General features: G+C 72.7%; 28 protein-coding genes and 1 pseudogene. 15 read left to right on the top strand and 14 right to left on the bottom strand.

Translation table 11 applies throughout. From position 1 onward, the window contains the following. Positions 1-18 precede the first annotated feature (18 nt). Complete coding sequence (locus LDL48_RS18055) at positions 19-924, top strand: helix-turn-helix domain-containing protein (protein ID WP_225256313.1); 906 nt, start codon at positions 19-21, stop codon at positions 922-924. Here the strand turns inward: LDL48_RS18055 and LDL48_RS18050 are convergent. Beyond that, positions 915-1,364 (bottom strand): SRPBCC family protein, encoded by a 450-nt coding sequence (locus LDL48_RS18050; RefSeq protein ID WP_225256312.1) that lies wholly within the window; start codon positions 1,362-1,364, stop codon positions 915-917. The genes LDL48_RS18055 and LDL48_RS18050 overlap by 10 nt on opposite strands. Before the next feature lie 139 nt (positions 1,365-1,503). Here LDL48_RS18050 and LDL48_RS18045 point away from each other — a divergent pair, with 139 nt between their 5' ends. After that, the gene (locus LDL48_RS18045; RefSeq protein ID WP_225256311.1) at positions 1,504-2,709 is read left to right on the top strand and encodes a glycosyltransferase; all 1,206 of its coding nucleotides are present in this window, start codon (positions 1,504-1,506) and stop codon (positions 2,707-2,709) included. Positions 2,710-2,783: 74 nt separating this feature from the next. Here the strand turns inward: LDL48_RS18045 and LDL48_RS18040 are convergent, their stop codons facing one another. Together LDL48_RS18040 and LDL48_RS18035 are read right to left on the bottom strand one after the other, a co-directional pair. Further along, positions 2,784-3,209: a VOC family protein gene (locus tag LDL48_RS18040; RefSeq protein ID WP_225256310.1), complete on the bottom strand. Its 426-nt coding sequence runs from the start codon at positions 3,207-3,209 to the stop codon at positions 2,784-2,786. After that, complete coding sequence (locus tag LDL48_RS18035; RefSeq protein ID WP_225256309.1) at positions 3,202-4,050, bottom strand: AraC family transcriptional regulator; 849 nt, start codon at positions 4,048-4,050, stop codon at positions 3,202-3,204. The genes LDL48_RS18040 and LDL48_RS18035 overlap by 8 nt, the downstream gene beginning before the upstream one ends. 34 nt (positions 4,051-4,084) lie before the next feature. On the opposite strand from LDL48_RS18035, the gene LDL48_RS18030 reads away from it, so the two are divergent. Beyond that, on the top strand, positions 4,085-5,212 hold the full coding sequence (locus tag LDL48_RS18030; RefSeq protein WP_225256308.1) for an FAD-dependent monooxygenase: 1,128 nt from the start codon (positions 4,085-4,087) through the stop codon (positions 5,210-5,212). 4 nt (positions 5,213-5,216) lie between these two features. Here the strand turns inward: LDL48_RS18030 and LDL48_RS18025 are convergent, their stop codons facing one another. From LDL48_RS18025 to LDL48_RS43530, 4 genes are read right to left on the bottom strand one after another with little or no spacing between them, the layout of a single operon-like run. Then, positions 5,217-5,720, bottom strand: a complete 504-nt coding sequence (locus LDL48_RS18025; protein ID WP_225256307.1) for a hypothetical protein — start codon at positions 5,718-5,720, stop codon at positions 5,217-5,219. 18 nt (positions 5,721-5,738) lie between these two features. Further along, positions 5,739-7,379 carry a RecQ family ATP-dependent DNA helicase gene (locus tag LDL48_RS18020; RefSeq protein ID WP_225256306.1) on the bottom strand — a complete coding sequence of 547 codons (1,641 nt, stop codon included), beginning with the start codon at positions 7,377-7,379 and terminating at the stop codon, positions 5,739-5,741. Between the two features lie 43 nt (positions 7,380-7,422). Beyond that, positions 7,423-8,373, bottom strand: coding sequence for a TIGR03557 family F420-dependent LLM class oxidoreductase (locus LDL48_RS18015; protein WP_225256305.1), 951 nt, complete (start codon positions 8,371-8,373; stop codon positions 7,423-7,425). A gap of 15 nt (positions 8,374-8,388) precedes the next feature. Next, positions 8,389-8,520: a hypothetical protein gene (locus LDL48_RS43530; RefSeq protein ID WP_255628398.1), complete on the bottom strand. Its 132-nt coding sequence runs from the start codon at positions 8,518-8,520 to the stop codon at positions 8,389-8,391. Positions 8,521-8,637: 117 nt separating this feature from the next. On the opposite strand from LDL48_RS43530, the gene LDL48_RS18010 reads away from it, so the two are divergent. Next, positions 8,638-10,212: a glycoside hydrolase family 3 protein gene (locus tag LDL48_RS18010; protein WP_225256447.1), complete on the top strand. Its 1,575-nt coding sequence runs from the start codon at positions 8,638-8,640 to the stop codon at positions 10,210-10,212. A 1-nt stretch (position 10,213) separates the two neighbouring features. Here the strand turns inward: LDL48_RS18010 and LDL48_RS18005 are convergent, their stop codons facing one another. Next, positions 10,214-10,492, bottom strand: coding sequence for a GNAT family N-acetyltransferase (locus tag LDL48_RS18005; RefSeq protein ID WP_225256304.1), 279 nt, complete (start codon positions 10,490-10,492; stop codon positions 10,214-10,216). Between LDL48_RS18005 and LDL48_RS18000 the strand changes: the two genes are divergently transcribed. The 7 genes and pseudogenes from LDL48_RS18000 (at position 10,491) to LDL48_RS17970 (ending at position 14,653) form a co-directional block, all read left to right on the top strand. Beyond that, complete coding sequence (locus LDL48_RS18000) at positions 10,491-10,883, top strand: hypothetical protein (RefSeq protein ID WP_372472138.1); 393 nt, start codon at positions 10,491-10,493, stop codon at positions 10,881-10,883. The genes LDL48_RS18005 and LDL48_RS18000 overlap by 2 nt on opposite strands. Positions 10,884-10,950: 67 nt before the next feature. Next, on the top strand, positions 10,951-11,769 hold the full coding sequence (locus tag LDL48_RS17995; RefSeq protein WP_225256302.1) for a DUF1206 domain-containing protein: 819 nt from the start codon (positions 10,951-10,953) through the stop codon (positions 11,767-11,769). A 70-nt stretch (positions 11,770-11,839) separates the two neighbouring features. Continuing rightward, positions 11,840-13,018 (top strand): mechanosensitive ion channel family protein, encoded by a 1,179-nt coding sequence (locus tag LDL48_RS17990; protein ID WP_225256301.1) that lies wholly within the window; start codon positions 11,840-11,842, stop codon positions 13,016-13,018. A 76-nt stretch (positions 13,019-13,094) separates the two neighbouring features. Beyond that, entirely contained in the window at positions 13,095-13,529 is a 435-nt protein-coding gene (locus LDL48_RS17985; RefSeq protein WP_225256300.1) for a phage holin family protein, read from the top strand. Next, a pseudogene (locus LDL48_RS45395) lies at positions 13,526-13,658 on the top strand (DUF3618 domain-containing protein); the annotation flags it as partial. The gene LDL48_RS17985 and the pseudogene LDL48_RS45395, both read left to right, overlap by 4 nt. A 289-nt stretch (positions 13,659-13,947) precedes the next feature. Beyond that, entirely contained in the window at positions 13,948-14,220 is a 273-nt protein-coding gene (locus LDL48_RS17975) for a DUF4235 domain-containing protein (protein ID WP_225256298.1), read from the top strand. A gap of 229 nt (positions 14,221-14,449) precedes the next feature. Next, the gene (locus LDL48_RS17970) at positions 14,450-14,653 is read left to right on the top strand and encodes a cold-shock protein (RefSeq protein WP_007458127.1); all 204 of its coding nucleotides are present in this window, start codon (positions 14,450-14,452) and stop codon (positions 14,651-14,653) included. A gap of 113 nt (positions 14,654-14,766) precedes the next feature. On the opposite strand, the gene LDL48_RS17965 is transcribed toward LDL48_RS17970, so the two are convergent. Together LDL48_RS17965 and LDL48_RS17960 are read right to left on the bottom strand one after the other, a co-directional pair. Then, positions 14,767-14,994, bottom strand: a complete 228-nt coding sequence (locus tag LDL48_RS17965) for a hypothetical protein (RefSeq protein WP_225256297.1) — start codon at positions 14,992-14,994, stop codon at positions 14,767-14,769. After that, positions 14,981-15,958 (bottom strand): aldo/keto reductase, encoded by a 978-nt coding sequence (locus LDL48_RS17960; protein ID WP_225256296.1) that lies wholly within the window; start codon positions 15,956-15,958, stop codon positions 14,981-14,983. The genes LDL48_RS17965 and LDL48_RS17960 overlap by 14 nt, the downstream gene beginning before the upstream one ends. Positions 15,959-16,024: 66 nt before the next feature. On the opposite strand from LDL48_RS17960, the gene LDL48_RS17955 reads away from it, so the two are divergent. Together LDL48_RS17955 and LDL48_RS17950 are read left to right on the top strand one after the other, a co-directional pair. Next, entirely contained in the window at positions 16,025-16,798 is a 774-nt protein-coding gene (locus tag LDL48_RS17955; protein WP_225256295.1) for a trans-aconitate 2-methyltransferase, read from the top strand. A 9-nt stretch (positions 16,799-16,807) separates the two neighbouring features. After that, positions 16,808-17,827 (top strand): adenosine deaminase, encoded by a 1,020-nt coding sequence (locus LDL48_RS17950; protein ID WP_225256294.1) that lies wholly within the window; start codon positions 16,808-16,810, stop codon positions 17,825-17,827. Positions 17,828-17,840: 13 nt separating this feature from the next. Here the strand turns inward: LDL48_RS17950 and LDL48_RS17945 are convergent, their stop codons facing one another. From LDL48_RS17945 to LDL48_RS17930, 4 genes are all read right to left on the bottom strand, one after another. After that, positions 17,841-17,996, bottom strand: coding sequence for a hypothetical protein (locus tag LDL48_RS17945; protein WP_225256293.1), 156 nt, complete (start codon positions 17,994-17,996; stop codon positions 17,841-17,843). A 53-nt stretch (positions 17,997-18,049) separates the two neighbouring features. After that, positions 18,050-20,338 (bottom strand): RICIN domain-containing protein, encoded by a 2,289-nt coding sequence (locus LDL48_RS17940; RefSeq protein ID WP_225256292.1) that lies wholly within the window; start codon positions 20,336-20,338, stop codon positions 18,050-18,052. A gap of 244 nt (positions 20,339-20,582) precedes the next feature. Next, complete coding sequence (locus tag LDL48_RS17935) at positions 20,583-21,992, bottom strand: HAMP domain-containing sensor histidine kinase (protein ID WP_372472144.1); 1,410 nt, start codon at positions 21,990-21,992, stop codon at positions 20,583-20,585. An 8-nt stretch (positions 21,993-22,000) separates the two neighbouring features. Beyond that, positions 22,001-22,690, bottom strand: a complete 690-nt coding sequence (locus LDL48_RS17930) for a response regulator transcription factor (protein WP_225256291.1) — start codon at positions 22,688-22,690, stop codon at positions 22,001-22,003. Positions 22,691-22,787: 97 nt separating this feature from the next. On the opposite strand from LDL48_RS17930, the gene LDL48_RS17925 reads away from it, so the two are divergent. Next, a complete protein-coding gene (locus tag LDL48_RS17925) occupies positions 22,788-23,690 on the top strand; it encodes an ADP-ribosylglycohydrolase family protein (protein ID WP_225256290.1) in 903 nt (300 codons plus the stop codon). 486 nt (positions 23,691-24,176) lie between these two features. Continuing rightward, on the top strand, positions 24,177-26,174 hold the full coding sequence (gene thrS, locus LDL48_RS17920) for a threonine--tRNA ligase (RefSeq protein ID WP_225256289.1): 1,998 nt from the start codon (positions 24,177-24,179) through the stop codon (positions 26,172-26,174). Positions 26,175-26,182: the final 8 nt, after the last annotated feature.

The following is a 26,182-nucleotide window of genomic DNA, read 5'->3' as shown; positions in this document are numbered from 1 at the left end:
TCAGGCGGGAGGGCGAAATTGACCGAGCATCCGCCATCAACTTCGCCCGGCCCGGCCGAACCGTCGGTGGGGACGGTCCTGGCCCGCATGCGTCGGCGCGCAAAGCTCACCGGGCATCAGCTCGCGCAGCGGGTCGACATGAGCCAGACGAAGATCTCGCGTATCGAGAACGACGTCGGCCACACCACCCCCGAGGACGTCAAGGTCCTCGCCGAAGCGCTCGGGGCTTCCAGCGACGTGGTCGCGGATCTGGTGGAGCGGGCCGAACGGGCGCATGACCGGATGACCGACTGGCGGGCCACTCCGGGCGCCGTCGCCGACATCCAGCAAGAGGTGGAACAGCTCGAGAAGGCAACGCGCGTCTTCCGGGTATTCCAACCGGCGGTGGTTCCCGGCCTCGCGCAGACGAGCGAATACGCGAGGGCCGTGTTAGGGGTGACCCACCGGGTGCGCACCGGCGTGAACCCCGAGGATTCGGTCGCTGCGGTTCCCCAGGCGGTATCGGTGCGGCTGCGTCGCCAGATCGCCCTCGCGGATCAGACCAAGGAATTTCACTTCGTCATCACCGAAGCGGTACTCAGCAACCGGTTCGGCCGCCCGGACAACATGCCCCCGCAGATCGAACGTCTGCGCGAGCTCGCCGGTCAGGCAAATGTCACGCTGGCCGTCATTCCCGCAACCGCTGCGCTGGAGATCCCGCCGTATCACGGGTTCGAGCTGTTCGACGATCGCATGGTCGGCGTGGACACCGTCAACACGCTGCTGCGGACGCGCGGAAGCTCGGACGTCGAGCTGTACCGCCTGGTGTTCGACGCGCTGGCGCGGAGCGCGACGACGGACATCGACCCGATACTCGACCACTACTACCACCTGTACCTCGAACTGTCCTTGTCGCGGCGGGGTCGTCCCGGAGGTCAGGCCTGATCCGCCTTCTCGCGGGTCGCGATGTCCGACAGCCGCCGCAGCGACTCCACGTTGCGCCGGTGCAGGACGAGGTCGTTGAGCTTGTTGCGCAGCATCAGCAACGGTCCCGCCTCGAAGTCCTCCTCGATGGTGACCCTGGTCGAGGTCGTACCCTCCGGTTCCAGGAGGATTCGCACGCGCGCCTGACCCAGCGGCCACAGCCCGGCCTTCAGCGTCAGCTCCCGGTCCGGGGTCATCGACACCACGGTGGAGCTGTCCTGCAGGGAGAACGGCCACGGTCCGGCCTTGTGGTGCAGCCGGGACCCCGGCTCGGGCCAGGACGGGTCGACGTCGCGGATGTGTACGGTGCCCACCACCCAGTCGCTGTAGCTCCAGCCGTCCGCGAGGACGGCGAAGACCCGGGCGGGCGGGGCTGGAACGGTACGCTTGACGATAGCCACGAGCAGCACTTACCCCGGGCACGGGATCTGTAACGAGAGCGCCATGTTTGAGCTCTGGGCCTCCGGGCATGCTGCACCGCGTATCACAGCGTCCACTCCGGTCCTCTCCCGGACTCGAGCTGTTGGAGGAGGATCTTCCGTGCGCATCGCGATGATCTCGGAGCATGCCAGCCCGCTGGCCACCGGCGATGACGCGACCGGCGGCGAGCAGCGGCGCCACGTCGCCGACCTGTCCGCGGCGCTGACCGAGCTCGGTCATGACGTACGGGTGTACACCCGGCGGGACAGCCCGGACCTGCCCGAGGTGGCGGCCCTGTCCGACGGGGTGCGGGTCGTGCACGTGCCGGCCGGACCGCCCCGGCAGATTCCACCGGACCTGCTGCTGTCGTACATGGGGGACTTCGCGCAGTGGCTGGGCGCGCACTGGCGCGACGGCGACTGGATCCCGACCGTGGTGCACGCCCACTTCTGGACCAGCGGCCTGGCCGCGGTGACCGCCGCCCGTCAGGTCGGCATCCCGGTCGTGCAGTCGTTCCACGAACTCGGCTCCGGCGAGAACGACCGCCAGGGCCCGTCGCGGGCCGGCTACGAGCGCGCCCTCGGCCGCGCGGTGGACCGGGTGGTGGTGCAGAGTCAGGACGAGGTACGCGGCCTGGTCCGGATCGGGGTACCGCGCACCCAGCTCACGCTGGTGCCGGTCGGCGTCGACAGCGACCGGTTCACCCCGGACGGCCCGGTCGCCGACCGTGACCCGGAACGGCCCCGGATCCTGTCGGTGGGCCGGCTGGTGGAGCGCAAGGGCTTCGGCGACGTGATCCAGGCGATGCGGTACGTGCCCGGCGCCGAGTGTGTCGTGGTGGGCGGGCCGCCGGCCGATCAGCTCGCCACCGACCCGCAGGCCCGGAAGTTGCGGGCGATGGCCGAGCAGTTCAAGGTGGCGGACCGGGTGCGCCTGGTCGGCGGGGTACCGGCGAAGGACATGCCGCGCTGGTACCGCTCCGCCGACCTGCTGGTGGCCGCGCCGTGGCAGGACCAGTTCCAGCTGGCGCCGCTGGAGGCGATGGCCTGTGGCGTACCGGTGATCGGTACGGCCGTGGGTGGCCTGACCGAGACCGTGGTGGATGGGCTGACCGGCGACCTGGTCCCGGCGCGCGATCCGCGTGCGCTGGGCGGCTCGCTGCGCCGCCTGGTCAACGACAAGGTCCGCCGGTTCGCGTACGCCACCGCGGCGCTGGACCGGGCCCGGCAGGCGTACTCGTGGAAGCGGGTCGCGTCGCAGCTCGGCTCGGTGTACTCGACCGTAGCGGGCCTGCGCCGGTCCAGCACTCCGGAACCGGCCGCCTGACCGGAGCCGGCATCCCCCGTCCGTGATACCGGCCGTGCACCGCGCGGCCGCCGGGACGCGGTGGAGCCGGGCTTCTATCCGGTGGGCGGCACCGGGCGGGGATCGCCGGGGTACGTGCCGAACTGCCAGAGGTTGCCCTCCGGGTCCCGCACCGTGAAGTCGCGTGAGCCGTAGTCGGTGTCGTACGGCTTGCGGACCACCTCGGCACCGGCCGCCACCGCGCGCTCGTAGCGGGCGTCGATGTCGTCGGCGACCACGTACCCGCCGAACGTGCCGGGGGTCAGGGCCCACGGGTCGTCCGGGCCGCCGCGCGCCGAGCCGAGCATGACGCCGCCGCCGAGGGGCCAGGACAGCTGGGCGTGGAACACCGTGTCGCCGTCGCCGTGCACGACGGTCTCGTGGAATCCGAACACGTCCACCAGGAACCGGATCAGGGCGCGGGCGTCGCGGGCCCGCAGCGTCGGCCACACCTGCGGCGGCGGGGTCTGCATCTCAGTCATGGGGTCCATCGTCGTCGCCGGCGAGCAGCCCGGCTTGGACGAATCCGAACTCGTCGGCCAGCCAGCGGGACGGCGGGACGCCGGCCAGCGCCCGGAACTCACGGGCCAGGTGGGCCTGATCGAAGTATCCGGTGGCGGCGGCCACGTCGCCCAGCCGGACCGCGCGGGTCAGCCGGCGGCGGGCCCGGTCGAAGCGCACCACCCGGGCCGCCTCCTTCACCCGCAGCCCGACCTCGGTGCGGAACCGGTTGGTGAGGTGCCGGGTGCTCCAGCCGACCTCGGCGGCGAGCCGGGCGACCGTCACCGTGCCGCCGCTGTGCAGGACCCGGTCGAACGCGTACGCCACATCGGGGTGCACGGTGCCGGCCCGCTCGGCCAGCGTGTCCAGCAGCACCCGGTCGATCCGGGCGAAGCGGCCCGCCCAGGTGTCCGCGTCGTGCAGTGCGGCCCGCAGCCGTCGTACCGGGGCGTCGCCCAGCACCGCGGCCAGGTCGGTGTCCAGGCCGCCGAGTTCGCCGGCGGGCAGGCCGAACAGCGCGCGGCAGCCCAGCGGGTGCACGGCCACCTGGACGCCGGACTGGCGGCCGTCGTGGGTGATCAGCGCGGGCGTCAGGTGCAGCCCGCCGAGCAGCGCGTCGTACCGGCCGGGTGCCTGGCCCGGGTCCGGGTGCGCGGTCACGACCAGCGGCTCGTCCAGGGTGAGGATCAGCGTCAGGTACGGCGAGGGCAGGCCGCGGTGGACCGCCGGCGGGAGGCCACGCTGCCGGTACCCGCTGTAGTAGGCGACGTACCGGCGCAGCGCCGGTGCGGGCCGCGCGCGGACGTACTCGTTGACCTCCATGTCCTCAATATCGCACCCATGCGACCATGCAGCGATGACACGTGCGGTCGTGATCGGCGCGGGGGTGGGCGGGCTCGCCGCGGGCGTGGCGCTGCAGCGCCGCGGGTGGGACGTGACGGTGCTGGAACGCGCGGCCGCCCTGGAGAACGTGGGCGCCGGCCTGGCGGTGGCACCGAACGCCCTGAAGGCGCTGGACGCGCTCGGTCTCGGGGACGAGATCCGGTCGCTGGCCGCGTTGCAGGGCGAGGCCGGGATCAGCCGGCCGGACGGCCGGTGGATCGCGCGGACCGACGCGGCGCGGGCCGAGGCCCGGTACGGCGACCCGACCGTGGTGATCCACCGGACGGCGCTGGTCGGGCTGCTGGCCGGCGCGCTCGCGCCGGGCACGGTACGCACCGGCGTGCCGGTCACCGACGTGGACGCGGACGCCGGGCGGGTGGTCACCGCGGACGGGACGCACGAGGCCGATCTGGTGGTGGCGGCGGACGGCATCGACTCGGCGGTGCGCGGCAAGCTGTTCCCGGACCATCCCGGGCCGGTGTACGCGGGCGTGACCAGCTGGCGCATCGTGGTGGAGCATCCGGGTGGCACGCTGCGCCCGAGGGAGTTGTGGGGCCGGGGGACCGTGTTCGGCGTCACCGCCCTGGGCGACGGCCGGGTCTACTGCTACGCCACCGCGCCGGCCGCGCCCGGGCAGCGGGCCGCCGACGAGAAGGCCGAGTTGCTGCGCCGCTTCGGGCGGTTCGCCGAGCCGGTGCCGCAGCTGATCCGGGCGGCGGACGCGGTGCTGCGGACCGACATCCGGTGCCTGGACCGGCCGCTGGAGCGGTTCCACTCCGGCCGGGTCGCGCTGCTCGGCGACGCCGCCCACGCGATGACCCCGAACCTCGGCCAGGGCGCCTGCCAGGCGCTGGAGGACGCGGTGGTGCTCGCGGTGAACGCGGACCGCCCGGCCGGGCTGGCGGTGTACTCGGCGGCCCGGGTGCCGCGGACCACCGAGGTGGCCGCGGCCTCCCGGCGGATCAGCCGGATGACGCAGCTGAGCAGTCCGGCGGCGGTGTGGGCCCGGGACACCGGCATGACGCTCGCCGGTCGCCTCGGGCCCGACCTGGTGCTCCGGCAGATGGACCCGGTCCTCGGGTGGCATCCGCCGGAGCCCTGAGCGGTCAGCCGGCCAGCACCTTGGCGAGCCGGTCCCGGAAGTTGCGCTCGTCGTCGGTCACCGACTCGGCACCGATGCCGAGCACGCCGCCGCTGGACGCCGCGCCCACCACGGTGTCGGTGATCTCGACCAGCCAGTGCTTGTACGTCTCGGCGTCCTGCTCGGTGGCCTTCGCGGCGAGCAGCGCGTTCGCCTCGGCCGCCCGGTTGACCACGTCCTCGGCGTACCCGATCGGGTCGCTCGGCTCGATGACCGGTGGCTCCTCGCCCAGTTCCGGGTCGCCGGCCTGGGCCAGCGCCGCGGTGGCGACCGCGAGCACCAGCGGGCTCGCCGAGGCCCGCGCGTCGGAGATCTTGTCCTGCCCGGCGGCGCTCTCCGCCCGGGTCTTGCGGGCACTGTCCGGAGTGGCCACGCTGGCCGCGGTCAGCACCGCCTGCGGCAGGCCGACCAGCAGCCCCCACTCGGAGTCGGTGAAACCCCACTGCGCGTACAGCGGTACGTCGGTCACGTCTTCTCCCTCGACTTTCTATTTTTGCTCGGCGACCAGCAGAGCATGCTCGCGGACCACCGGCACCGAGAGGGTCTTGTAACCCACCTCGTCGAAGAGCACCGTCATCCGGTCCTCCTCGTACCCCATCACCATGCCAACACCCCATTCGCCGTGCCGGACGTGGCTGTGCACGGCGAACAGCTCCGCGGTCCCGGGCGCCGCCTCCTCCGCCGTACCCTCGGCGCAGTTGTCGCAGTGCCCGCACCGTTTGGTCAGTTCCTCGCCGAAGTAGGCGAGCAACGTCTGGGTCCGGCAGGCCCGGGTCTCGGCGAAGGCGCGCATCATGTCGGTCCGGGACCGCTGCACGGTCTGCCGCCGCTCGTGTTCGGCGATCGCCGCCGCGGCCGCGGCCGCGGGCAGCGGCGCGTACCGGGGTGCGGTCCACCGGTTGCCGGTGCCGGCGGTGGCCGCGCCGACCTGTTCCAGCAGCCCGAGCAGCTGGCCCAGTTTGCGCGGGCCCAGCCCGGTCGCCTCCTTCAGCGCGGTCTTGGTCTGCGGCCCGGTACGCAGGGCCGCGGCCAGCTCCCGTACCTCCACCTCGTCGGGCGCGCCGCCGGTGAAGAACCGCTGGATCGCCTCGTCCTCGGCCCGCCAGAGCAGCAGCGCGTGGGCCGGCTCGTCGTCGCGGCCGGCCCGGCCGATCTCCTGGAAGTAGCTGTCCGGGGAGTCGGGCAGCGCCACGTGCGCCACCCACCGGATGTTCGCCTTGTCGATGCCCATGCCGAACGCGGACGTGGCGACCATGATGTCGATCTTGTCGTTGGTGAAGTCCTCGTGCCGCTGTTCGCGCAGGCCGGCCGCCATGCCGCCGTGGTAGAACTCGGCCGGGTAGCCGGCCTCGGTGAGCCGCGCGGCCAGTTCCTCGGCGGCGCGCCGGGTGGCGACGTAGATGATGCCCGGCCGGGTCACCCGGTCCAGCAGCGCGGTGAGCTGCCGCCACCGGTATCCCTCGTCCGGGCTGTACGCCACCTCCAGGAACAGGTTGCGCCGGTCCAGGCCGGACACGTGGATCTCCGGCTTGTGCAGGTGCAGCCGGGCGATGATGTCGTCGCGCACCGGCGGCGACGCGGTGGCGGTCAGCGCCAGCACCGGCGGGCGGCCGATGCCCTTGATCAGGTGCCCGAGCGACAGGTAGTCGGGCCGGAAGTCGTGACCCCAGGCCGAGATGCAGTGCGCCTCGTCCACCGCGACCAGGCCGGGCCGGAGCGCGCGCACCTCGGCCATCCGGTCCGGGTCGCTGAGCTGTTCCGGCGTGATGAACAGGAACTCGGCGCGGCCCTCGCGCAACTCCGCGATCGCCTCCCGCTGCTGGGCGGGCGTCTCGGCGGAGCTGACCCGGACCGCGCGCAGTTTCGGGTCGTTCCGCTCGTTGAGCGCGGCGATCTGGTCCTGCTGCAACGCGAGCAGCGGGGAGATCACCACGGTCGGCCCGGGCAGCAGCACCGCCGGGATCTGGTAGATCGCCGACTTGCCCGCGCCGGTGGGCAGGACGACCAGGGCGTCGCGGCGCCGCAGCACCGCACGCATCGGCTTGAACTGGCCCGGACGCAGCGAGGGCCACCCGAACTGGTGCCGGGCGACCCTGCGCAGGCGCGGACCGTAGATCGGAAGTTTCATCGAGCGGCCATGTTGCCCGACCGCCGCCCGCCGCAAACGGAAATCACGAGTGCTTCGGGATCACGTGTTTCGCGTACAGGTCGAACAGTCCCGCCCAGTGCGGTCCGGTGTTGGCCACGTACACCTCGTCGAATCCGGCCCGGGCGTACTCGTCGATCTGGTCCAGGTGTGCCTGCGGGTCGTTGCCGCAGACGAACGCGTCCTTGACCATGTCCTGGGTGACCAGCTGCGACGCCTGCTCGAAGTGCTTCGGCGACGGCAGCACCTGGGACAGCTCGCCGGGCACGCCGGCGTTGGGCCACTTCTGGTACGCGAGCCGCGCGCCCTCCTCCTCGCTGTCCGCGTACGCGGCCTTGAACCCGGCCTGGCACACCCGGTCGCCGCCGCCCTGTGTGCGGAACTGCTTGACCGCGTCGCCGTCCGGCATGGTGCTGACGAAGCCCTCGCCGATCCGGGCGGCCACCTCGATCGCCTTCGGCCCGAAGCCGGAGACCAGGATCTCGACCGGCTTCTCCGGCAGCGTGTAGATCCGGGCGTTCTCCACGGTGTAGTGCTTGCCGCGGTGCGAGACGGTGCCGCCCTTCCACAGTTCCCGCATGATCTCCACGGCCTCCTCGAGCATCTCCAGGCGGACGTCGGCCTCGGGCCACGCGTCGCCGAAGATGTGCTCGTTCAGGGCCTCGCCGGTGCCCACGCCGAGCCGGAACCGCCCACCGGTGAGCACCGCGCTGGTGGCCGCGGCCTGGGCCACGACGGCCGGGTGGATGCGGACCGTGGGGCAGGTGACGGCGGTGGTGATCGGTAGCGAACAGACCTGGCTGAGCGCCCCGATGGTGGACCAGACGAACGGGCTCTGGCCCTGCGCGTCGGTCCACGGGTGGTAGTGGTCGGAGATCCACAACGCCGAGAAGCCGGCCTGTTCGGCGCCCTGGGCCTGGGCGATCAGCTCGGCCGGCGAGTATTCCTCACTGGACAGGAAATATCCGATTTTCATGGTGCCGGAATACCCCTACTTGCGGCCTCCGAACATGCGGCGGATGGCCCACAGCAGGATGAGCGCGCCCAGCGCGAGGCCGAGCAGGCGGACCGCGTGGACCTCGGACCAGTCCACGCCGGACGTGGCGGCGAGAGGCGTCTGCACCCCCGCACTCTATCGAGCCGCCCTACCGCCCAGTTAATAGGAAGGTTTGTTGACTGAACCGGGAGAGGGTGTGACCATGGGTCGTCCGCCGCGCCCATGACGGAGGTACGTGACCCCATGCCGGAAAATGGCGAATTATCCGAACTCGCCCTGACGGTGCTCCAGCCCGGTTTCGTCGGCACGACCCCGCCCGACTGGGTGCTGCGCCGGCTCGGCGAGGGGCTGGGCGGGGTGGCACTGTTCGCCCGCAACGTGGAGTCGCCCGCCCAGGTGGCCGCGCTCACCGCCGGCCTGCGCGCCGAGCGACCCGACGTGATCGTGGGCATCGACGAGGAGGCCGGCGACGTCACCCGGTTCGAGTCGCGGCACGGCAGCTCGCGCCCCGGCAACCTGGGCCTGGGCGCGATCGACGACCCCGCGCTCACCGAGTCGGTGGCCCACGACCTCGGTCTGGACCTGGCCCGGTCCGGCGTCACGCTGGACTATGCCCCGGACGCCGACGTCAATTCCAACCCGGACAACCCGATCATCGGGGTACGGGCGTTCGGCGCCGAACCGGACCTGGTGGCGCGGCACACCGCGGCGTTCGTCCGGGGACTGCAGGCGGCCGGCGTGGCCGCCTGCGCCAAGCACTTCCCGGGTCACGGCGACACCAGCGTCGACTCGCACCACGCGGTGCCGGTGATCGACCGCAGCCGCGCGGAACTGGCCGCGTGCGAACTGCTGCCGTTCCGGGCCGCGGTCGCGGCCGGCGTGCAGGCGGTGATGACCGGGCACCTGCTGGTGCCCGCGTACGACGCCGGGCTGCCGGCCACCCTGAGCCCGCGGATCCTCACCGGCCTGCTCCGCACCGAGCTGGGCTTCGACGGCCTGATCGTCACGGACGGGATCGAGATGCAGGGGGTACGCCGGGCGTACGGCCTGGCGGGCGCCACCGTGCGCGCCCTGGCGGCCGGTGCCGACGCCATCTGTGTCGGCGGCGACCACGCCGACGAACACACCGCGCTCGCGTTGCGGGACGCCATCGTCGCCGCGGTCCGCAGCGGGGAACTCCCGGAGGACCGGCTGCGCGAGGCCGCCGGCCGGGTCCGCCGCCTGGCCGCCTGGACCGTGACCACGCAGACCGCGGTCGGTGCCCGGGCGGTGGCCGACGCGGTGCCCGCCCAGGTCCGCGACGTCGCGACCGTCACCGGGTCCGCGGTGGGCCTGGCCGCCGCCCGCCGGGCCGTCCGGGTCACCGTGGCCGAGGGCGCCGGGTCGGTGCTGCCGCTGACCGGCGCCCCGCACGTGGTGGAGTTCGCCCCGCCGCGCAACATCGCGATCGGTGCCGAGACCCCGTGGGGGGTCGGCGCGCCGCTCGACGAACTGCTGCCCGGCACCACGTCGGTCCGGCTGGGCGCGGACGACCTGGCCGGCCTGCCCGACCCGAGCGCGCCGGTCCTGGCCGGAGCGGCCGGACGCGGGCTGGTGCTGGTGGTCCGCGACGTGCACCGGCACGCCTGGGCCGCCGACGCGGTCGCCCGCACGCTGGAGGTGCGCCCGGACGCGGTGGTGGTCGAGATGGGACTGCCCGAGTCGGTGCTCGGCGGCGTGCACGTGGCGACGTACGGCGCCACCCGCGCGTGCGGTCAGGCGGCCGCGGAGATCCTGGCCGGCGCCGGGGTCGGCGCGCCGCAACCGGTCGGGGTCTGACCTAGTCCACCAGGTCGGCGTATTCGGGGTGCGCGGCCACGTAGCTGGCGAAGAACGGGCAGGACGGCACCACCCGGGCGCCCCGCTCGCGCAACTGGTCCAGGGTCTGCCGGGCCAGTTCGGCGCCCAGCCCGTGGCCGCGGAACGCCGGGTCGACCTCGCTGTGGGTGATCACCGTGCGGCCGTCCCGGATCCGGTACGCGGCGAACCCGGCGACGTCACCGTCCACCCGCAGCTCGAAGCGGTTGCGGTCGGGGTTGTCCTGGACCTGTGCGTCCATGCGGCACCTCCTGGGGTCACCGCCCAGCCTAGGGTGGTGCGGTGGCCGTACCCTTGACCCTGTGTTGATCCCCACGCGCCGCCGCCTCGCCGCCCTGTTCGCCTCCGCCGCCCTCGGTCTCGCCGTCCTGTCCGGATGCAGCAGCGACAACGTCGACTGCAGCCTGGACTCCTGCACCGTGACCCTGGACCGCACGGTGAACGCGAGCGCCAGCGTGCTGGGCGTGGAGGCGAAGTTCGTCAGCGCCGACGACAACACCGTCACGCTCGAGGTCGCCGGGGAACAGATCCAGCTCACCAAGGGCCAGCAGGCGGTCGACGTCGGCGGCCTGCAGGTGTCGCTGGACAGCATCACCGCGGACGCGGTCAATGTGCAGGTGAGCAAGCCCTAGCGGCTAGCACACCGACCGGCACGCCGGGCACGTTTGAAGAAACTCGTGGTCGGGGCATATCCGCGGCATGTCAGCCACCCAGCAAGCACGGAACACGGCGTCGCGCGCCGCGCAGAGCAAGCCGCTGGAATACCTCGCCCGCGGCGGATTCATCGGATACGGCATCATCCACCTGTTGTTCGCCTGGCTCGCGCTGCAGATCGCGTTCACCGGGTCGGGCAAGGAGAGCGACCAGTCCGGCGCGCTGCAGAAGCTCGCCGAGCAGTCGTTCGGCAAGACGCTGGTCATTCTGATCATCGTCGGCCTGGTGGCGATGGCGATCTGGCAGGCATTCGAGGCCGCCGTCGGCGAGAGTGGCCAGACCGGCCGCACCGGCACCGCCGAGCGGGTGGTCTCCGGGTGCCGGGCGGTCCTGTACGCCTACTTCGCCTACCTCGGCTACAAGGTGGTCAAGGGCGTCTCCTCGTCGCAGGCGGACAGCCAGCAGAAGGCCACCAGCAAGCTGATGGACGCCAGCGGCGGACGGTTCCTGGTCGCCCTGATCGGCCTCGTCGTGCTCGGCATCGGCGTGGGCCTGGTCGTCTACGGGGTCACCAAGAAGTTCGAGAAGCACCTCAACACCGCGCAGATGGGTCACCTGCGCCAGACGATCCGCCGCCTGGGCGTCGCCGGGTACGCCGCCAAGGGCACCGCGTACGCCATCGCCGGCGGCCTGATCGTCGCCGCGGCCGTCACGTACGACCCGGAGAAGGCCCGCGGCCTCGACGCCGCCCTCCGCACCCTGGCCGAGCAGAGCTACGGCAAGTGGCTGCTGGCCCTGGTGGCACTGGGCATCGCGGCGTACGGCGTCTACTGCTTCTTCCAGGCCCGCTACCGCAAGGTCTGAGCACCCGCAGGGTGGGACCCGCGGCCGGCTACGGCAAGCTGTGGGAGACCCCTGTGGAGGAGAACGAAACGTGAACGGCGTCCTGACCGCTCTGCTCGCCGTCGTCATCGCGGCCGGTGCCGCCATCGTGCTGGTCGAGGCGGTGCACCTGGTGCTCACCCGGCTCGGCCGGCGCTCGGAACTGCTGGCCGACCTGGCCCGCACCGCGCACCGGCCGTTCCGGGTCGCCGTGGTGATGTACGCCGTCCAGCAGGTGGTGCGTACCGGCGCCGGCGACTTCGCCGGCCGCGCCGCGGTGCTGCACTTCCTGGTGCTGGCCGTGATCGCCGCGGTGGCCTGGCTGGTCGCCGCGCTGGCCCTGGTGTTCGAGGACGTCGCGCTCGCGCGGTACCGCACCGACGTCCCGGACAACCTCAAGGCCCGCCGGCTCAAGACCCAGGTGGTCATGCTGCGCCGGGTCACCGTCGCGGCCGTCGTGGTGCTCACCATCGGCGTGATGCTGATGACCTTCCCGGGCGTACGCGCGCTCGGTGCCAGCGTGCTCGCGTCGGCCGGCATCCTGAGCGTGGTGGCCGCGCTGGCCGCGCAGAGCACGCTGGGCAACCTGTTCGCCGGCCTGCAACTCGCGTTCAGCGACTCGCTGCGGGTGGACGACGTGGTGGTCGTGGAGAACGAGTGGGGCCGCATCGAGGAGCTCACCCTCACCTACGTGGCCGTGCAGATCTGGGACGACCGGCGGCTGATCCTGCCCACCTCGTACTTCACCACCAAGCCCTTCCAGCACTGGACCCGCACCGGGTCGGCGGTGCTGGGCACCGCGGAGATCGACGTGGACTGGTCGGTGCCGGTCGACGACCTGCGCGCCGAACTGCGCCGGGTGTGCGAGGGGACCGAGCTGTGGAACGGCCGGGTGTGCGTCCTGCAGGTCACCGAGGCGATCGGCGGCACGGTCCGGCTGCGCGCGCTGGTCAGCGCGGACGACGCCGGGAAGCTGTGGGACCTGCGCTGCCTGGTCCGCGAGCGGCTGGTCGGATGGGTGTGGGAGAACCGGCGCGGCGCACTGCCCCGGCTCCGTGCCGACACCGACCCGCCCCGCCCGGACGTCCCGGCACCCGCGGCGGCCCCGGCCGGCGCCGGACCGGACGCCCAGAAGGGCGACGCGCAGGTGTTCGCGGGCCGCGGTGACGGCGACTCCCGGGGTGCCGCGTTCCACGGCCCGGACGAGCAGGTGCCCGCCCCGCAACGCTGAGTGTCCGATTGTTCCGATGGAGGATTGATAACGGGCTGCGCAGGGCATACATCGGTCACACGGAAAGGAGGACACCATGGCCGATGTCCTGAACGGTGGCCCGCCCCGCCCGGTCACCGACCAGACGGTCGCCGAGCTGGTACAGCGCGCGAGCGAACAGATCACCACGCTGGTCCGCGACGAGATCGCGCTGGCCAAGGCGGAACTGACAGAAAAGGGCAAGCACGCCGGCAAAGGTGTGGGATTGTTCGGCGGTGGCGGCGTACTCGCGCTCTACGGCCTGGGCGCCCTCATCGCGACACTGATCATCGTGCTCGACCTGATGATGCCGCTCTGGGCGGCGGCACTGATCGTTACGGTGGTGCTGTTCGCCGTGGCCGGCGTCCTGGCGCTACTGGGTAAGAAGCAGGTGACGCAGGCGGTTCCTCCGCAACCGGAGGCCGCGGTCCGCAGCGTCAAGGCGGACGTCGACGAGGTCAAGCACGCGGTGCGGGACAGGAGCCGGGCATGAGCAACAAGAACGGGTCCACGTCCGGCAAGCCGGACGTCGAGGCACTGCGTACCGAGATCGAGCAGACCCGCGCCGAACTGGGCGAGACGGTGCAGGCACTGGCCGCCAAGGCGGACGTGAAGGCGCGCGCCAAGGAGCAGGTCGAGAACACCAAGCAGAAGGTCAAGACGCAGGCCTCGGAGGCGGGTCAGAAGGCACGCGACGCGGCGCTGGTCGCCTCCGACAAGGTGCGCACGGCCGCGTCCCAGGCACGCGGCACGGCGGTGCAGGCCACCGACAAGGTGAAGGAGTCCGGCGCCCTGGACAAGGCGCAGGAGGCCGGCCACCAGGTACGCCGCAACCCGGTGCCGCTGACCGTCGTCCTCGCCGGGGTGGCCGCCGTGGTCGGAGTGATCCTGATCGTCCGGGGACGGCGCCGGTGAGCTCGAAATTCTCCAAGGTCGCCTTCAAGCCGATCAACCTGGCGCTGGGCATCGGCGCCGGCACCCTGGCCGGTCTGGTGTTCAAGCAGGTGTGGAAGCTCGCCTCGGGCGACGACGACGCACCGGACGCCGGAGACGAGGACCGTGGCTGGGGCGAGATCATCGCCGCCGCGGCCCTCCAGGGCGCCATCTTCGCGGTGGTCAAGGCCGCCGTGCACCGGGGCAGCTCGGTGGGCGTACGCAAGCTCACCGGCGAGTGGCCGGACTGATCAACATGTAATGCATCGACGCGGGTCAAGGCCCTTCGCATCGCAACAGCGGTGTGGAGGGCCTTTCCGTATCCACCCGATTCGCTCATCGGGCAGCTTCGGGAGCCGTTTTTCAGGTACAGTGTGGCCAGTTTTTGCGTAGATGGTTAGCTGCGTCAAGGCGCCACTGCTCGAAAACGGTCATCGGCCCTGCATCACCGGGCCGGCATTTTCAGAAGGAGTGTTCAGCATGGCGCAAGGAACCGTGAAGTGGTTCAACGCAGACAAGGGCTTCGGCTTCATCACCGTCGACGGCGGGGGTGCTGACGTGTTCGTCCACTTCTCGGCCATCCAGACCAGCGGCTACCGCAGTCTGGAAGAGAACCAGCGGGTCGAGTTCGAGATCGCCCAGGGCCAGAAGGGCCCGCAGGCGGAGCAGGTTCGCCCGCTCTGAGACCACACGCCGGTGGCGACGCCGGCAGCCGACCGCCTGGCGGAGGTCGGTTCGTACTGATCAGCCCCGCACCCTAGGCCTGGGGTGCGGGGCTGCTTCGTCGCAGGTGATCGCTAGGGCGTTTTGGCGCGGTTGCGACGGCGTACGCCCAGGACGATCAGGACCAGGCCGGCCAGCGCCACCACCGGCCCGATCGCCGCCCACACGGTCACGCCGCTCATCGCGCTGCCACCGAGCACGTCGAGGCCCTGCAGCGTCCACAGGCTGCCCACCACCACGGCGAACACACCGGACGACATCAGCGCCCAGCCGGTCAGCGGCACGCCCTCACCAGCGGTCATGGACCTGGGGGCGGATCAGCTCGTGGTAGACCGCGCGTACCTCGTCCAGGGTTTCGGCGGACAGCGGCGCCAGGTCGGCGGCCGCGGCGTTGGCACGGGCCTGGTCGGGGTTGCGCGCGCCGGGGATGACCACGGTGACGCCGGGCTGGTCGAGGATCCAGCGCAGCGCGAACTGGGCCATGGTGGCGCCCTCGGGGACCAGCGGACGGAGCCGGCGCACCGCCTCCAGGCCGGTCTCGAAGTCGACGCCGGAGAACGTCTCGCCGACGTCGAACGCCTCGCCGTGCCGGTTGTAGTTGCGGTGGTCGTCGGCGGCGAACGTGGTCTGCCTGTCGTACCGGCCGGAGAGCAGCCCGCTGGCGAGCGGCACCCGGGCGATGATGCCGACACCGGCCTCGGCGGCGGCCGGCAGGACCTGCTCGAGCGGCTTGAGCCGGAACGCGTTGAGGATGATCTGGACGCTCGCGACGCCGGGCCGGGCGATCGCGGCCAGCGCCTCGTCGACCCGCTCCACGCTGACGCCGTACGCGGCGATCCGCTTCTCCTGCACCAGGGTGTCGAGCGCGTCGTAGACGGCGCCGGTGGAGTACACCGGCGTGGGCGGGCAGTGCAGCTGCACCAGGTCGAGCGTGTCCACCCCGAGGTTGGCGCGCGAGCGGTCAGTCCAGGACCGGAAGTTCTCCAGGGTGTACGCGGACGGCTCCTGCGCCACCCGCCGGCCCATCTTGGTGGCCACCGTGATGTCCGGCCGGTTCCTGACGAACGTCGCGATGACGCGCTCGCTGCGGCCGTCGCCGTACACGTCGGCGGTGTCGAAGAACGTCACCCCGGCGTCCGCGGCGGCCTGCAGCGTGGCGTGCGCGTCCTCCTCGCTGACCTCGCCCCAGTCGGCGCCGAGTTGCCAGGCGCCGAGGCCGATGACGCCGACGTCGCGTCCCATTCTGCGAAAGCTCCGAGTCTCCACGACTCGAAGCCTATCCGCTGCGCTGCTAATCTTCTGCAAGACGTACGTACGGTTTGGAGGCGCGTCATGTGGGATCCGGTCGTGTACCGCCGGTTCGCGTCCGAGCGGGCCCGCCCGTTCGCCGACCTCCTGGCGCGGGTCGGCGCGGACCGTCCCCGGGCGGTGACCGACCTCGGGTGCGGGCCCGGCGACCTGACCGTCACACTGGCCGAACGGTGGCCCGGCGCCCGGGTGACCGGGGTCGACTCGTCCGCCGAGATGATCGAACGGGCCCGGGCCGAGCGGTCCGGTGCGGTCGAGTTCCGGCTCGGTGACGTGCGCGAGTGGCGGCCGCCCGCGGACGTGGACGTGCTGGTCAGCAACGCCACGCTGCAGTGGGTGCCGGGGCACCGGGCGCTGCTCACCGCCTGGGCCGCGGCGCTGCCCGCGGGCGCGTGGATCGCCGTGCAGGTGCCCGGCAACTTCGACGCCCCGTCGCACCGGGCGCTGCGCGAGGTGGCCCGCAGCGAGCCGTTCGCGGCGACGGTCGGCGACGTGGTGCGGGATGCGCCGGTGGACGACGCGGCGGGGTACGCCGGGTTGCTGGTCCGGTCCGGCGCCGCGGTGGACGCCTGGGAGACTACGTACGTGCATCTGCTGCCCGACACCGGCCCGGACCATCCGGTGCTGAGCTGGATGGACGGCACCGCGCTGCGGCCGGTCCGGACGGCGCTCGACCCGGGCGGGTACGCGCGGTTCCGCGCCGCGCTGGGGGAGCGGCTGGCGGCGGCGTACCCGGCTCGCGACGGTGTGGTGGCCTTTCCGTTCCGCCGCGTCTTCGTGGTGGCCCGAACGTCCTAGGAGAAGTGCGTGACCGACCTGACCGCGTTCATCGCCGGCCTGCCCAAGGCCGAACTGCACGTACACCACGTGGGTTCGGCGTCGCCCCGGATCGTCGCCGAACTGGCCGCCCGGTACGAGGGGGACACCGCGGTACCGGCCGACCCGGCCGCGCTCGCCGACTTCTTCGCGTTCCGCGACTTCGCCCACTTCATCGAGATCTATCTGAGCGTGGTGGACCTGATCCGCGACGACGCGGACGTCCGGATGCTCACCTACGAGATCGCCCGCGAGCTGGGCCGCCAGCAGGTCCGGTACGCCGAGCTGACCGTCACGCCGTACTCGCACGTGCGCCGCGGCATCCCGGCGCCGGCGTTCTGCGCCGCGATCTCCGACGCCCGGTCGGCCGCCGCCCGCGACTTCGGCGTGGAGCTGAGCTGGTGCTTCGACATCCCGGGCGAGGCCGGGCTGGCGGCCGCCGAGCAGACGCTGCGGATCGCGCTCGACGAGCGGCCGGACGGGCTGGTCAGCTTCGGGCTCGGCGGGCCCGAGATCGGCGTCCCGCGGCCGCAGTTCAAGCCGTACTTCGACGCCGCCCGGGCGGCCGGCCTGCGCAGCGTCCCGCACGCCGGGGAGACCACCGGACCGGAGACGATCTGGGACGCGGTACGGGAACTCGGTGCCGAACGGATCGGGCACGGCGTCTCGGCGGCACGCGACCCGGAGCTGATGGCGTACCTGGCCGAGCACCGGATCCCGCTGGAGGTGTGCCCGACGTCGAACGTGCGGACCCGGGCCGTGCCGGTCATCGACGAGCACCCGCTGCCGGTGCTGGTCGCCGCCGGGGTGCCGGTGACCATCAACTCCGACGACCCGCCGATGTTCGGCACCAGCCTGGAGGAGGAGTACGCGGTGGCCGTGCGGCTGCTCGACCTGGACGCCGCCGGGGTGGCCGGGCTGGCCCGGTCCGCGGTGGACGCGGCGTTCCTGCCGGCCGACCGGAAGGCAACGCTCCGCGCCGAGATCGACTCCTACGCCGCGGCGTCCTGACCGCGGCCCCGGCTCAGCGCCAGCCCGCGTGCAGCGGCTCCTGCCACAACGCCAGCACGGCCAGGATGCCGAGGAACAGGATCGTCACCCAGCGCACCAGGCGGCGGGTGCTGAACCGCTGCGGCTCGTCCTCGTCGACCTGCGGTGGTTCCATCACGTCGGTCTTCACTTGCTACCTCCTTCGCCCGGCCGGCCGCCGGGCTCTGGCTGTGGAATCGCCCGTCAGCCGGGCACGGCCGTCCAACTCTGGTGCCGGGAACCGTCGCCCTGCTGCAGGACGAGCAGACGGTGGGCACCGAACCGCTGCGCGCCGACGCCGGCGACCAGGTCTCCGACCGTGGTACGCAACGTGAATCCGTGATCCGAGGCCTGCAACGACCACCGTTGTGCGAACGCCGCGGAACACTCGCCCTGCACCAGCGGCGTTCCGGCGACCGGGTTGCCGCCCAGCGGCACCACGCACTTGCCGGTCGCCCGGGACTGCAGCGAGAACGCGCCCCCGCCGGCCGGCACCAGCTGCCACTGCTGCTGCGCGCCGCCGTCCGCGCCGCCGAGCACCACCGGGGTGCTGTTCGCGGTGCGGGCCGCGTACAGGTCCGCGGCGCCGCCGGTCAGCGAGTTCGTCAGCACGAACCAGGAGTTCTGCGCCGGGCGGGCCGCCGGGACGGTCTGCGCGGTCGCGTTCGCGGTGTACTTGTGCGCCGCGCTGCGGACCGTCACCCGGTACGACGCGCCGGGGCGCAACCCGATCAGGCGGGCCCGGGTGGCCTGGGTGGTGGCGATCGGCACGCCGTCCACGGACACCTCGTAGCGGGCGTCGCGGGCGGCGGCGCTCCAGGTCAGGCGTACCGCGGAACTGCTCGGATCGCGTACCTCCAGCACCGCCTGGACCCGCAGCTGCTGCTTCGGCGCCTTCGCCTTCGCCGCGGTCCGCCGCTCCGCGACGACCTGCTCGATCACCGGCCGGTCCGGGCCGCCGGCGGCCGGCCCGGCGCCCGGCGGATCCGCCGGCGGGGCGGGGTCCGCGGTCGGCGGGCCCGGCGGCTCGGTCCCGTTGCCCTCGGGCGGGGTGTCGTCGTCCGTGGACTCCTCGTCGCCGGTCGGACCGGGCGCCGGGGTGCCGCCGGTCTGGCCCGGCACCGGCTCCGGCGCGGGCGGCGGCGTGCTGGGCGCCGTGCTCGGGCCACCGGTCGCCTCGGCGGCGGGTGCGCCCGCGACGTCGGGGATGTCGTCGCCGCCATCGCTGCGCAGCAGGAAGCCGCTCTGCGCGACGTTCCAGTTCCGGGCCAGGTAGCTGCCCGGCCGCGGGTTGGTGCTGAAGTAGTCGTCGTGGCCGCAGTCGAGCCGGTTCTCGTGCTTCTTCGGGCACACCGACCGCACCGCCGTGCCCGAGCGGTCCGGGCCGCAGAGCAGGTCGTAGTCGTCGGTGCAGCCGCCGGCGCCGGTGGAGTTCGGCGAGTCCTGCAGCGCGGCGCCGAGCGTGTGGGTGAGCTGGTGCGCGGCCACCGAGGCACTCCAGCAGCCCGCGTCCACCCGCCCGTACGCCGGCCCGCCGTTGTTGCGGTTGCCCTGCCCGGGCCGCTTGTCGCCGACGAACGTGCCGATGCCGCAGTACACGTTGGTGTCCGCGAACAGCAGGTATTTGCGGTCGGTGCGGTTGTAGCCGAGTTTCTGCAGCGCGTCGATGTTCCGCCGGAACGATCCCAGCGCGCCCTGCGGCACCTGCACCTCGGTCACGTCGACCCGGCACTGCGGGGTGGTGACGAACCGGACGTGCCGCGACCCGCCGGTCTCCGCGGCGCTGGCGTCGTAGATCGCGTCCACGCCGGCGGACCACACCCGGATCGAGCCGAGGAAGTCGGTGTAGCGGCTCGGCGTGCCGAACTCGTGCAGGTACAGCACCTGGACGCGCTTGCCGGTACGCCCGTCACCCTCGCAGGCCACGTCGTGGTTGCCCATCACGAAGTCCGCCTCGCCCGGCGCCGCGTCCGGCACCAGGGCGGGTTTGCCGGCGGTGAGCGCGCTGCCGCCCTGGTCCCGGACGATCTCGGCGTCGGCCGGCACGTCGACGGTCTCCCGGTTCGGCGTGACCGGCTCCGGCGCCTTCTCGGTGACCGGGGCGACGTCGCGGCGCACGCCCAGCCCGGGCGGCGGCGCGTCGGGGCCGTGCGTGCAGGTCTCCGGGTCCAGTTCGTACGAGCCGGCGCACACCGAGTCGGGGCCGGCCGGCTTCAGGTCCGCGTAGACCAGGCCCTGCTCCGGGGTGCCGGCGGGCAGCGCGGCGAACGAGATGCGTTCCGAGTCCGACCCGCCGCCGTCCGGGCTCCAGCCGTTGCCGACCACGCTCGGCCCAGCCATCGCGCCGATCCCGAGCAGCGCGGCACCGAGCGCCACCGGCAGCAGCCGGTAGGTGCGCCGGCGTGCCTCCGACCGGCGGTGCCCACGCGAGCTGACCGCGCGACGCCGCGGCGGCGCCTCCGCGCGCAACGCGTGCCGTCGGTGCGCGGACAAGTGATCTCCTCGTCGGGCAGGGGCGCGGTGGGAGGGGGTTATGGGGTGACCACCTCCCACCGCGGGGTGGCTTGTCCGGTCCGCGTGTCGGGGACGAGCTGCGGGCTCCGGACCGGAAAGCCGGATGGGATCGGAAGGAAGCGTGCCAGGCCGGGACCGCCAGGGGAACGTCTTTAATGCAGATCTAAGCAAGTGTTGTACCGTCCGGTGTAATTTGCCCGTTGCGGGTCGTCAGCGGTCGCCGTCAGGCCTGGTCGGCCTGGTGATGATGCCACTTCTTCCGCCCCGGGTCACGTTCGCGGGCGAGCCGGCCGACCAGGCCGAAACGGCTGGCCTGCTTCGGCGGCGCCTCGGCGTCCGCGAGCAGCATCACCACGCTGGCGCCGCCCATCGCGGCCCGGTCCAGGCTCACCGAACCGCCCGCGGTCTGTGCGGCCCGTCGGGCGATGTCCAGGCCCAGCCCGGTCGAGCCCTGGTCGCTCTCGCCGCGGCGCATCGCGCGCTCCGGATCTCCGATGCCGGGGCCGGCGTCGTCCACCCGGACCGCCACCCATCCGTCCCGGCGGGAGATGCCCACCTCGAACGCGGTGCCCTGCGGCGTGTACCGGAACACGTTGCCCAGCACCGCATCCAGCGCGGCGGCCAGTTCGGCGCGGGCCACCGGGACCGGTATCCGCAGGTTCGCGCCGGTCACCCGGTGCTGCCGGTTCTGGTCGCCGGCCAGCGCGGACCAGAACACCATCCGTTCCCGGACCACCTCGGCCACGTCGCAGACCCCGTCCTCGGGCGCGGCCACCTGCGCGGCCACCGCGGCGCGGGTGGTGTTGATGAGCTGGTCGACCTCGCCCTCCAGGGTGGCGATCGCCTGCCGGATGCGCCGGATGCCGCGGCGGCGGTCCAGCTCGGCGGCGGAGAACTCGCCGATGTGGGTGTCGTCCGGGTCCAGCGCCTCGGCGTCCAGGCGCAGCACGGTCAGCGGGGTCCGCAGCCGGTGCGAGAGGTCCGCGACCATCTCCCGCTCACTGGTCCGCGAGGTGATCAGCCGGTCGGCCATCCGGTTGAACGCGTACCCGGCCTCGGCCAGCTCGCGCGGGCCGCTGGGCTGGATGCGGACTCCGAGGTCGCCGCCGCCCACCGCCATCGCGGCCTGGACCAGGCCGCGCGCGGAGTTCACCGCGCCGCGGGCCAGCCGGTCCACCACGATCACCGCGCCGATGATCAGGCCCAGCGCGATGCCCAGCAGGATCCACCAGTCCCGCGCGGTGCCGTGGTTCAGCTGGGCATCGGGTACGAAGACCTCCACCACGGACGTCTTCTCGCCGGCCCGGACCGGCTGCAGGCGGACCACTCCGCCGTCCACGTCGACGACCTCGGGCGCGGTGCCGCGGGCCACCCGGGTGATGTCCGCGGCCGTCGCCCGGCTGCGGTCCGTGGCGCCCGGCGCGTGTACCACCGGGATTCCGCCGGCCGCCTTCAGGGCCTGCTCCACACCCTTCTTGCCGGCGCCCGCGGTGAGCGCGCCGGCGACCGTGGCGCTGCGCTGCTCGGCCACGCCCAGCGCCTGTTCGCGATGGTCGCTGCGCTGTTCCCAGGCGAGCGGGATGAGGAAGGCGAACGCGGCGATCGCCGTGGTGGCCGCGGTGACCCCGGCCAGCCGGGCTCTCAGTCCGGCGCCACCAACCGGAATCCGACCCCCCGCACGGTGCGCAGGTAGCGAGGCTTCGCCGCGGATTCGCCCAGTTTCCGACGGAGCCAGTACAGATGCACGTCGATCGTCTGGTCCTCGCCGACCGAGGGCTGTCGCCATACCTCCTCCAACAGCTCGCGCCGCGAAACCACCCGTCCCGGGCGGGCGGCGAGGTACGCCAGCAGGTCGAACTCCTTGCGGGTCAGGGCCAGCGGGGTGTCGCCCAGGCTGGCGCTGCGCTCGCCCACGTCGACCCGCAGCTCGCCGACCGAGTGCACGGCCGGCTGTGCGGTGCGGCTGGCCCGGCCCACCCGGCGCAGCACCGTGGTGATCCGGGCGTCCAGGTGCGCGCCGGTGAACGGCTTCACCATGTAGTCGTCGGCGCCGGCCCGGAGCAGCCGTACCACGGTCTGCTCGTCGTCCCGGGCGGTGGCGATGATGATCGGCACGTCGGTGATGCCGCGCAGCATGCGCAGCGCGTCCGAGCCGTCGAGGTCGGGCAGCCCCAGGTCCAGCACGACCAGGTCGGGAGTCTCGGCGGCGACCCGGCGCAGCGCGTCGAGTGCCGTGCCGACGGCGTGCACGGCATGCCCCCGATCGGCGAGCGACCGGAGCATGGCACCGCGCACGACGTGATCGTCTTCGACGAGCAACACCGTGGCCATGCGAAGCACCGTACTGCCAGTGGCAAGCAAGTCCTAAACCGTGATGCAGAGACATGTGTTGATAACGCACAGTAACCGGATAGGCTCGGACGGGCAGATGACCTTCACACTTTTTCCGGATACGCGCCGGGCCCTGGCCACGGACAGTCTGGCCGGGCTCAGCGTCGGCGACGCGCTCGGCGCGCAGTTCTTCGTGCCCGGGCAGACCGCGTCCGCCCTGGTCCAGGGCCGGACGCCCGCGCCGCCGTGGCCGTGGACCGACGACACCGAAGAGGCCTGCTGCCTTCTCGCCGCGCTCGACGACGGCGAGTTCGACCGGGACCGGTTCGCCGACCTCCTCGGCCGGCACCACGACCCGTACCGCGGCTACGGGCCGGGCGCGGTGGTCATGCTGCGGCTGATCCGCCAGGGCACGCCCTGGCCGATCGCCGCCGCCGAGGCGTTCGACGGACAGGGTTCCGCGGGCAACGGCGCCGCGATGCGGGCCGCCCCGCTCGGCGCGTGGCACGCCGACTCGATCGCCCGGGCCGCCGCGCAGGGCGCCCGCGCCGCCGAGGTCACCCACGCGCACCCGGAGGGCATCGCCGGCGGGGTGGCGGTCACGGTGGCGGCGGCCGTCGCGGCGGCGGCCCGGCTCGACGGCCACCGACCGGAGCCCGCGCAGATGCTGCGGGCCGTCGCGGCGCACGTGCCGGCCGGGCGGGTCGGCGACGGGCTGGCCGAGGCGGCGAAACTGACCCGCGCGGACGAGGCGGCCTACCGGCTGGGCAGTGGCGCGCGGTCGATGGCGCAGGACACCGTGCCGTACGCGCTGTGGGTGGCCGCGCACCACCTGGACGACTACCCGGCGGCGATCACGGCGTGCGTCGCGGCCGGCGGTGACGTGGACACGACGTGCGCGATCGCCGGCGGGGTGGTGGCCGCGTACACCGGCCCCGCCGGCATCCCGCCGGCCTGGCTGGCGGCCCGCGAGCCCCTGCCCGCCTGGTTCACCGACTGATCCACGTCCCCTCGGGGGGACTTCGGTGCGGGCTCCGGTCACGCCGCGGAGAAGCATCCGGGCGATCCTGTGCCGGCAGGGGCCACCGCCGCCCTCCGACGCGCTACCGCCGCCCCGTCGTCCGGACACCGCCGCACCCCGCCTCGGTGGAACACCACGGTCGTTATCGGGCGTCCATTACCGCGTTGGTGTTCCACTGGAGCGCTCCACTGGTACACCAACGTCGCTATGAGCGCCCGAGAACCACGCTGGTGTACCACCGAGGCGGGTCGTGGCAGCCGGCCTTACCGAGGTGTTCCACTGGAGCGCTCCAGTGGAACACCAGTGCACCGGGGCGCTCTGACGGCACGGCGGGGGTGCTCCGAACGGCACGGCGGGGGTGCGGCGGTGGGTCGGGGCGCGTCGGGGGACGGGGCCGGAAAGCGGACGGATAGCATCGGTGGCCGGGCCGGAGGTGCCGGTCCGACACAGCCGAAGGAGAACACCGTGTCTGCACCCCGTACCCCTGTCGTGGCCGACCCTGTCGTCGTCCCGGCCGGGACGACGGCGGCCGACGCGGTGGCCGCGGCCGGGCTGCCGTCGAGCGGCCCGAAGGCGGTCGTGGTGGTGCGCGACGCCGCCGGCCGGCTGCGCGACCTGGACTGGGTGCCGGAGCAGGACGCCCGGGTGACGCCGGTGTCGATCGCCGAGCCGGACGGGCTGGACGTGCTGCGGCACTCCGCGGCGCACGTGCTGGCGCAGGCCGTGCAGGACATCTTCCCGGAGGCCAAGCTCGGCATCGGGCCGCCGATCACGGACGGCTTCTACTACGACTTCGACGTGGCGAAGCCGTTCCAGCCGGACGACCTGCAGAAGCTGGAGAAGCGGATGCAGGAGATCGTCAAGGCCGGGCAGACGTTCCGCCGCCGGGAGTACGCGTCGCTGGACGAGGCCAAGGCCGAGCTGAAGGACGAGCCGTACAAGCTGGAACTGGTCGACATCAAGGGCGACGTGGACGCCGAGGCGGCGGCGGTCGGTGCCGGCGAGCTCACCCACTACGACAACCTGGACCGGAACGGCGAGCGGGTGTGGGGCGACCTGTGCCGTGGCCCGCATCTGCCGAGCACCCGGCTGATCCCGGCGGTCAAGCTGATGCGCTCGGCCGCCGCGTATTGGCGGGGCAGCGAGAAGAACCCGCAGCTGCAGCGGATCTACGGCACCGCGTGGCCGAGCCGGGACGAGCTCAAGGCGTACCTCACCCGGCTGGCCGAGGCCGAGCGCCGCGACCACCGCAAGCTCGGCACCGAGCTGGACCTGTTCTCCTTCCCGGACGAGATCGGGTCCGGTCTCGTGGTGTTCCACCCCAAGGGTGGGGCGATCAAGCGGGAGATGGAGGACTACGTCCGGGCCCGGCACATCGAGGAGGGCTTCCAGTACGTCGGTACGCCGCACATCGCCAAGGAGGGGCTGTTCCACACCTCCGGGCACCTGCCGTACTACGCCGACACCATGTTCCCCCCGATGCACATGGAGGGGAGCGACTACTACCTCAAGGCCATGAACTGCCCGATGCACAACCTGATCTACCGGTCCCGCGGGCGGTCCTACCGGGAGCTGCCGCTGCGGCTGTTCGAGTTCGGCTCGGTGTACCGGTACGAGAAGTCCGGTGTGGTGCACGGCCTGACCCGGGTGCGCGGGCTGACCCAGGACGACTCGCACTCCTACGTCACCGCGGAGCAGGCGCCCGGCGAGATCAAGCACCTGCTGAACTTCGTGCTGTCGCTGCTGCGGGACTTCGGCCTGGACGACTACTACCTGGAACTGTCCACCCGCGACCCGAAGAGCGACAAGTTCATCGGTACGGACGAGCAGTGGGCGGTCGCCACCAAGGTGCTCGAGGACGTGGCCACCGAGAGCGGGCTCGACCTGGTGCTGGATCCGGGCGGCGCCGCGTTCTACGGCCCGAAGATCAGCGTGCAGGCGCGGGACGCGATCGGCCGTACCTGGCAGATGTCGACCATCCAGTACGACTTCAACCAGCCGGCCGGCTTCGGGCTGGAGTTCCAGGCGGCGGACGGGTCCCGGCAGGAACCGGTGATGATCCACTCGGCGAAGTTCGGCTCGATCGAGCGGTTCTTCGGCGTGCTGGTGGAGCACTACGCCGGCGCGTTCCCGGCCTGGCTGGCGCCGGTGCAGGTGGTCGGCATCCCGATCCGCGACGAGCACGCCGACTACCTGAGCGAGTTCGTGGCGAAGCTGCGGCAGCAGGGCATCCGCGCCGAGGTGGACCACTCCGACGACCGGATGCAGAAGAAGATCCGCACCGCCCAGCAGCAGAAGATCCCGTTCATGGCGATCGCCGGCGACGAGGACGTGAACGGCGGCACCGTGTCGTTCCGCTACCGGGACGGCTCGCAGCGCAACGGCGTACCGGTCGACGAGGCGGTCGCGCACGTCGCCGAGGTGGTGCGGTCCCGGGTCAACACCGGGCCGTCCGCGGCCTGACGGCCGGT

This window comes from Jidongwangia harbinensis, from assembly GCF_020216025.1.
Lineage (GTDB): Bacteria > Actinomycetota > Actinomycetes > Mycobacteriales > Micromonosporaceae > Actinoplanes > Actinoplanes harbinensis.
Note: the sequence above shows the minus strand (reverse complement) of the source record. Positions and strands in the feature narration are given on the sequence as shown.

Excerpts from the sequence above, each read along its gene's own strand:
- LDL48_RS17925 (WP_225256290.1), top strand. The coding sequence starts at position 22,788 with ATGACCTTCACACTTTTTCCGGATACGCGCCGGGCCCTGGCCACGGAC.
- LDL48_RS18020 (WP_225256306.1), bottom strand. The coding sequence starts at position 7,379 with ATGAAACTTCCGATCTACGGTCCGCGCCTGCGCAGGGTCGCCCGGCAC.
- LDL48_RS18040 (WP_225256310.1), bottom strand. The coding sequence starts at position 3,209 with ATGACTGAGATGCAGACCCCGCCGCCGCAGGTGTGGCCGACGCTGCGG.
- LDL48_RS17930 (WP_225256291.1), bottom strand. The coding sequence starts at position 22,690 with ATGGCCACGGTGTTGCTCGTCGAAGACGATCACGTCGTGCGCGGTGCC.
- LDL48_RS17995 (WP_225256302.1), top strand. The coding sequence starts at position 10,951 with ATGTCAGCCACCCAGCAAGCACGGAACACGGCGTCGCGCGCCGCGCAG.
- LDL48_RS18030 (WP_225256308.1), top strand. The coding sequence starts at position 4,085 with ATGACACGTGCGGTCGTGATCGGCGCGGGGGTGGGCGGGCTCGCCGCG.
- LDL48_RS17985 (WP_225256300.1), top strand. The coding sequence starts at position 13,095 with ATGGCCGATGTCCTGAACGGTGGCCCGCCCCGCCCGGTCACCGACCAG.
- LDL48_RS18010 (WP_225256447.1), top strand. The coding sequence starts at position 8,638 with ATGCCGGAAAATGGCGAATTATCCGAACTCGCCCTGACGGTGCTCCAG.
- LDL48_RS17965 (WP_225256297.1), bottom strand. The coding sequence starts at position 14,994 with ATGACCGCTGGTGAGGGCGTGCCGCTGACCGGCTGGGCGCTGATGTCG.
- LDL48_RS18005 (WP_225256304.1), bottom strand. The coding sequence starts at position 10,492 with ATGGACGCACAGGTCCAGGACAACCCCGACCGCAACCGCTTCGAGCTG.
- LDL48_RS18035 (WP_225256309.1), bottom strand. The coding sequence starts at position 4,050 with ATGGAGGTCAACGAGTACGTCCGCGCGCGGCCCGCACCGGCGCTGCGC.
- LDL48_RS18000 (WP_372472138.1), top strand. The coding sequence starts at position 10,491 with ATGCGGCACCTCCTGGGGTCACCGCCCAGCCTAGGGTGGTGCGGTGGC.
- LDL48_RS17955 (WP_225256295.1), top strand. The coding sequence starts at position 16,025 with ATGTGGGATCCGGTCGTGTACCGCCGGTTCGCGTCCGAGCGGGCCCGC.
- LDL48_RS17970 (WP_007458127.1), top strand. The coding sequence starts at position 14,450 with ATGGCGCAAGGAACCGTGAAGTGGTTCAACGCAGACAAGGGCTTCGGC.
- LDL48_RS18015 (WP_225256305.1), bottom strand. The coding sequence starts at position 8,373 with ATGAAAATCGGATATTTCCTGTCCAGTGAGGAATACTCGCCGGCCGAG.